The following is a 6,288-nucleotide window of genomic DNA, read 5'->3' as shown; positions in this document are numbered from 1 at the left end:
ATCATTGGAAGTAAGACTGTATCAACCATCTTTCGACGGTCGCTCCATTGATGGATCTGTTGCTGAACGGGAACAAAAGAATCAATTCCCATCTTAGACAAACGCTCGGATACCTTCTTCTCGTGATGCATTCGAACGAGTGCTACATACCAACGTTTTGAGTGTGCTACGCCTTCCCCTGTCCCACTAATAGGCCCGGCATTTACTGATTTTGGTTTCGTTAAAATCATATTTTTTTACCCCATGTGATTCCGTTACTTCTTAGGTAACGGATAACACATACACGAAACGTACATTATGATGAAAATAGAAATCACGCACATGACAAAGGCGTAGAATGTGGAAAGGCCTAATACTCAACGGGAAAAATCTAGAGATTAGGCAATAAAAAGTATAGAGCATGGAAATAAGGTTATTTCATGTTCGGACAGTTTTTTGCTCTATGTTTCAGATAAAACGAAAAAAAGTGGAGGAATATTTGCTTTCTATTCGTGTTTTTGTCTATCTTTGCGTCAAATTTAATTCCGTTACCTAAGAAGTAACACACATAGTTTGATTCTAATTATCAACACTTTACTATTCTCTCACCACTTACACAGCAATTTCTAACGTAAGATAAATTCCCTTTATTTACTTCCGTACGTTCTTTTAGTCCAAAGCCTTTCAAGTAGATTTGTGTCGTTTTTATAGATTTGTGCCCCAATGATTCACTAATCATTTCAATGGAGACTCCCCGATACTTCGCAGTCGTTGCCCAAGAATGACGAAGCGTATAGGAAGTGACAGGAGATTGCAAATGCAAGGTTCTTGCCAGGTCCTTCAGAGAATTATTAAATCGACGGAGAGCGGACTGATATTCCCGGTAACCTCTTTCATCCGTCCGTTTTTTATCCCCACGAAGAATATCAAACAGATAATCCGGACAGTCAGGATGAGAATCTTCTTTGCTACGGAGCTGGTTAATCATTTCCTTTGCCGTATTCAGCACTTCCACGCTCATTGGAGTTTTAGTTTTGATACGATTGTATCGCAACACATTCTGATCGAGTGCCGATTTCTCCAGGTGGGCTAAATCAGCGAATGACATTCCGCAAAACTGGAACATCAGGGCGGCAATAGCTTGCGTACGGCGTAAACGTTCCGATTTGGGATCCTCATACAGAAGCTTATACAATTCCGTAGCAGGCAAAGCCTTTTTCTGGCGGACATCCACACCTGTATAGACATCATGAAACAGTCGCGGAACGTATGGCGCACTGCCCGCTTCCACTCCACGGTTATAAATACTACGAAGCATACGCATGTACGTAGAAATCGTATTGGGCTTCAAGCCACACTCATAAAGATACTGACCGTAACGTCGTAAACGCTCGCGGGTGATCTGTCTGAACGACACATTAGACGTGCCACAAAATTTGCTGAAAGAAAAGAGGGCATTCTTGTAGACATGCGCCGTAGAATACCGTCCCTCCTTCCGCAAACGACCGATGTAGAATTCCGCACACCGGTTAAATCCATTTTTGTTCATCATTTGCATCACTAATAATTTTATATATTATACCATTTGGCAAGCAACAAAAAAACAAATCTTTTTGCAGAATTGAAGCACACTTGACAAATGCGATATTATTTTTTCAGATTATTAACCTATAAAAAAATATCCGGATGCCCACTAAACGGACATCCGGATATCACTCTCTTTCTACCTTCTGACTAATTACCTCTCTGAATAGTTTGCCAGATTGTAACATACCGGCTTCGTGCTATTACCTACGCGGTAGATACCGAACTTAAAGTAATAACCATCATCGTCGTTACGTCCAATCATGATTTTCTCATTGTCTACAATGTGTTTATTAACCTTTTTCCCTTTTTCCTGATAGTCCATCTGTACATCGAGCATACCCGGCTTTACAATTGTTTCCGCCTCTTTGCCATAGACTGTCCAATCGATATGAATACGGAATGTAATCCAACAATCTTTCGGAAAATCGGCGAAAGGCATTTTGTAAGCAATGGTCGATGCTTTATATGTAGATGTCACAGGTTTCATAACCGGTGTCTTTTCCGGATTTGCGTTGCAACGGTCGTCTTTATCAGTCAGCCATTTACGGTCGGAATTTGCTTTGATGTAAAACCATCCGCCTGAAAATCCGAATGCCAATGGAGGATAGCCACCTTGTTCCACCAGCCATCCGTTAGCCTTTCCGGCTTGATAAACGGGATTGCCTTGTTTGTCTTTCACCGGATTACCTTGCTTGTCCAGCTTGGGTTTCTTTTCGTATCCCATGTTTTTCTTAAAAATAGTAGTCTTGTCCAGTTCCATGAACTCATCAGCTGTCAGTTTCTTCACTTCACCCTGTGGAGTCTGTACCAAAGTACGATCCGGCATTCCATGCCATTGAGCAAAAATGGTGGAAACATCACTGCCTAATGTAGAAGGGATATATACCGAAAACTCATAATCGCGGGAAGCACCTTGCGGACAAATACCTTTTCCATGATGATATACAGTTTTCATTATTTGTGCTTTCTTATATGTATCGGCTGGTTTGCCTTTGAAATCATCGGAAGTTGCATAACAATAAGAAAATTCCGCACGCCCTTTTGTTTCCCCCGCTGCATATCCGGATAATGTGTTATCATCTTCTTTCAGTTCAAAACGATAAGAAGGTTTTCCGTTGAACATAAGGTTGAAATCACGTTGAATGGCATGCGCTTTTTTAGCTCCGACTGCTACCCAGCAACCATCTATAATCTGATTGACACATGCCGAATCTGCCTGTACATTTACACGCTCGGTCAGTGGCACCAAAGTCTGTGTTTCTATAGCCGGACCGGGTTTCTCGACTTGTTCAGCCATCGCCGTGCATCCTGATGCCAGCACGCAAATAATAAAAATGCTTTTCTTCATTCTATTCGATATTAAGTTTGTTGACGGTGCAAAAATACGAAAGGCAACCTCATCGGTTGCCTTTCGTTTGTCTCAAATGTTTTCACATTTGTGTAATTTTGCTGTCAACACCTGCCTGGAGGCTTAATTGGGTGCTTCATCGTTCAAATCTTCTTCAAGCATATCGACTTTCTGTATGCTCATTTTTCCATCAGCAGTGATCGTTATAGAAAGCGGCATATACAAATCTGTCTGCGGATAACAAACACTTGCGGCATATACAATGCCCTGCGGAGTGGTCTTGTCGTATACAATTCCTTCCAATATAGATTTCGAGAGAAATTTTGCATCGACTACGGATGAAAAATCATTCTTGGTAAATGTCTTGTTCAATACCGTTTCGTTACCGCGTGTCAGGTGCAGCACTATTTTATTATCGACATAAGTATCTCCCATCTCATTTGTTACATGAGGCAGACTTTCGTCCGGAGTACGTGAAACAAAGGAATGATAATCTTTTCCTTTGAATTTAAAGTTAGTTTCGCTCTTAGACGTCTGCATACGCTGCAATCCGTGAGCATCTATACTGTCTATTCTTGCCAGTAGCGACTGATTATCTGAAGTTCCTTTTTTACCGCCACATGCACTCACAGCCACTGCCAACGGCAATAAAAGCCAATAAACTAGTTTTCTCATACGTAAGTTTTCTGTTTATAAATAGATGGCAAAGGAACAAAAAGAGCGGGATATTTACAAGTGTAACCGACATTTTTCCTACATTTGAAGGAAAGAAGGAATGGAAAGGCTATCACAAAGGGGGGCTCGACAACAGTGGCAAACCGGCCAGTGCATTTAATGCTTTCAAGAGATAAGATTATTGAATCCTTTTTTATAACTTTACGCCGAATCCAAAATATTTTATACCTGAAAAGTAAAAATGAACATGAAACACCCCAAACAGTTATTAGCTGTACTTTTGATGGCCGCCGCCTGCACTATGCAAGCGCAACGCAGTGAGGCACTGCTGGAGAAGAACTGGAAATTCAGTAAAGGAGATTTTAAAGAGGCCAGTCAGCCGGAGTTCAATGACACTAAATGGGAATCGGTTGTTATTCCACACGACTGGGCGATTTTTGGTCCATTCGACATGAACAATGACCTCCAAAACGTGGCAGTGACACAGAACTTTGAGAAAAAAGCTTCCTTGAAGACAGGACGTACCGGCGGTCTTCCTTATGTAGGTACCGGATGGTATCGTACCAGTTTTGACGCCCCTGCCGACAAAGAAGTGACACTACTTTTTGACGGTGCCATGAGTGAAGCGCGTGTCTACATCAACGGAAAAGAAGCTTGTTTCTGGCCTTTCGGCTACAATTCTTTTCACTGTAATGTGACTTCCTTATTGAATAAAGACGGTAAAAACAATACGCTTGCCGTGCGTTTGGAAAACCGTCCGCAATCTTCGCGCTGGTATCCGGGAGCAGGTCTGTATCGCAATGTACACCTGATTGTGACTGACAAAATCCATGTACCTGTATGGGGAACGCAAATCACAACTCCTCACGTCAACAAGGATTTTGCAGCCGTACGTCTCCAAACGAAGATAGACAATGCCGGTGAGAAAACAGCCATCCGTGTAGAGACGGAAATTCTTTCTCCGGAAGGTAAAGTTGTTACCCGGAAAGAGAATACAAGCCGCATCAATCACGGACAACCTTTTGAACAAAATTTTATTGTAAACGCACCCGAACTCTGGTCGCCGGAAAGTCCGTCGCTTTACAAGGCTGTCTCTAAAATTTATGCGGATGATAAACTGGTAGATACTTACACCACACGTTTCGGTATCCGCAGCATTGAATACATTGCCGACAAAGGGTTCTACCTGAACGGGAAACACCGTAAATTTCAGGGTGTATGTAATCACCACGATTTAGGTCCGTTGGGTGCCGCGATCAATGTTGCAGCACTGCGTCATCAGCTTACGCTATTGAAAGATATGGGATGCGACGCGATCCGTACTTCTCATAATATGCCGACTCCCGAACTCGTTGCATTGTGTGACGAAATGGGATTTATGATGATGATCGAACCGTTCGATGAATGGGATATCGCCAAATGTGAAAATGGTTATCACCGCTACTTCGATGAATGGGCGGAACGTGATATGATAAATATGCTTCATAATTACCGGAATAACCCTTGCGTCGTTATGTGGAGTATCGGCAACGAAGTACCGACTCAATGCAGTCCTGTCGGTTATAAAGTGGCCAAATTCCTGCAGGATATCTGCCATCGTGAAGATCCTACCCGTCCTGTCACTTGCGGAATGGACCAAGTGACTTGTGTACTTGCCAACGGATTTGCAGCAATGATTGACATTCCGGGACTTAATTACCGTACGCAACGCTATCAGGAGTCATACGACCAACTCCCGCAGAATCTGATTCTGGGAAGCGAAACAGCTTCTACTGTCAGTTCACGTGGCGTATACAAGTTCCCGGTGGAGGATAAGAAAGGGGCTAAATATGAAGACCATCAATGCTCTTCATACGATGTGGAAGTTTGTCCCTGGTCGAATATTCCGGACGAGGACTTTGCATTAGCTGACGATCATCATTGGACCATCGGACAGTTCGTATGGACCGGATTTGATTATCTGGGTGAACCGTCACCATACGATACGGATTCATGGCCTAACCACAGTTCAATGTTTGGTATCATCGACCTTGCCAGTTTACCTAAAGACCGCTATTATCTTTACCGTAGCGTGTGGAACAAGAAAGCGGAAACCTTGCATATCCTGCCTCACTGGACCTGGCCGGGACGTGAAGGTGAAGTGACTCCCGTTTTTGTGTACACTAATTATCCTACTGCCGAATTGTTTATCAATGGCAAAAGCTATGGAAAACAAAGCAAGAATAATAGTTCGCTAAAGAACCGCTATCGTCTGATGTGGATGGATACAAAGTACGAACCGGGTGAAGTGAAAGTAGTAGCCTACGACAAAAACGGAAAAGCGGTAGCTGAAAAAGTAGTCCGTACTGCCGGAAAGCCTCATCACATCGAACTGGTAAGCAACCGTAACGAACTGACTGCAGATGGAAAAGACCTGGCTTATGTGACTGTTAAAGTAGTAGACAAAGACGGTAACCTCTGCCCTGCCGATAATCGTCAGATAAATTTCTCGGTAAAGGGAACAGGTAAATATCGTGCTGCCGCCAATGGCGATCCGACGAACCTTGAACAATTCCATCTTCCGAAAATGCATGCTTTCAACGGAATGTTGACAGCTATCCTGCAAGCCGGTGAAACTGCCGGAGAGATTGTATTTACAGCAAAAGCAAATGGAGTGAAAGCCGGAAATATTCGTATTCAGACGAAATAAGGCATACGCT

At 43.0% G+C, this 6,288-nt stretch carries 4 protein-coding genes and 1 pseudogene; 1 reads left to right on the top strand and 4 read right to left on the bottom strand.

The window, feature by feature from the left end; genetic code table 11:
* The 4 genes and pseudogenes from HMPREF0106_RS05675 to HMPREF0106_RS05690 form a co-directional block, all read right to left on the bottom strand.
* Positions 1 to 230 (bottom strand): annotated as a pseudogene (locus tag HMPREF0106_RS05675) (transcription termination/antitermination NusG family protein); the annotation flags it as partial.
* Positions 231 to 565: 335 nt separating this feature from the next.
* Entirely contained in the window at positions 566 to 1,537 is a 972-nt protein-coding gene (locus tag HMPREF0106_RS05680; RefSeq protein ID WP_009040744.1) for a tyrosine-type DNA invertase cluster 3b, read from the bottom strand.
* A 180-nt stretch (positions 1,538 to 1,717) separates the two neighbouring features.
* A complete protein-coding gene (locus tag HMPREF0106_RS05685; RefSeq protein ID WP_008021459.1) occupies positions 1,718 to 2,914 on the bottom strand; it encodes a heparin lyase I family protein in 1,197 nt (398 codons plus the stop codon).
* Positions 2,915 to 3,037: 123 nt separating this feature from the next.
* Positions 3,038 to 3,589 (bottom strand): DUF4738 domain-containing protein, encoded by a 552-nt coding sequence (locus tag HMPREF0106_RS05690; RefSeq protein WP_009040743.1) that lies wholly within the window; start codon positions 3,587 to 3,589, stop codon positions 3,038 to 3,040.
* A 241-nt stretch (positions 3,590 to 3,830) separates the two neighbouring features.
* On the opposite strand from HMPREF0106_RS05690, the gene galB reads away from it, so the two are divergent.
* Positions 3,831 to 6,278 carry a beta-galactosidase GalB gene (gene galB / locus HMPREF0106_RS05695; RefSeq protein ID WP_009040742.1) on the top strand — a complete coding sequence of 816 codons (2,448 nt, stop codon included), beginning with the start codon at positions 3,831 to 3,833 and terminating at the stop codon, positions 6,276 to 6,278.
* Positions 6,279 to 6,288: the final 10 nt, after the last annotated feature.

Source organism: Bacteroides sp. D22 (genome assembly GCF_000163675.1).
Lineage (GTDB): Bacteria > Bacteroidota > Bacteroidia > Bacteroidales > Bacteroidaceae > Bacteroides > Bacteroides xylanisolvens.
Note: the sequence above shows the minus strand (reverse complement) of the source record. Positions and strands in the feature narration are given on the sequence as shown.